1 protein-coding gene is annotated in these 247 nt (G+C 65.2%); it reads right to left on the bottom strand.

Annotation, left to right across the window (positions count from 1 at the left end):
* A partial coding sequence (locus tag ACY9Z2_RS19265) for a lyase family protein (protein ID WP_463611289.1) occupies nt 1-247 on the bottom strand: 247 nt, incomplete at both ends.

Genomic DNA, 247 nt, shown 5'->3' on the forward strand with positions numbered 1-247 from the left:
GAGCTCCTGGCCGAGCGTGAGCGGTGTCGCATCCATGAGGTGCGTCCGCCCGATCTTCACGATGTCCGCGAAGTCGACCGCCTTGTCCTCGATGGCCTTTCGAAGGCGCGCGACCGCTGGCAAGAGGCGCGTGCGCGCGCGCGTCGCGACCGCGACGTGCATCACCGTCGGGAAGACGTCGTTCGACGATTGGGACATGTTCACGTGATCGTTCGGGTGGACGATCTTCTCGCCCACGATCTCGTTC

The organism is Virgibacillus sp. GM2-2, assembly GCF_055329585.1.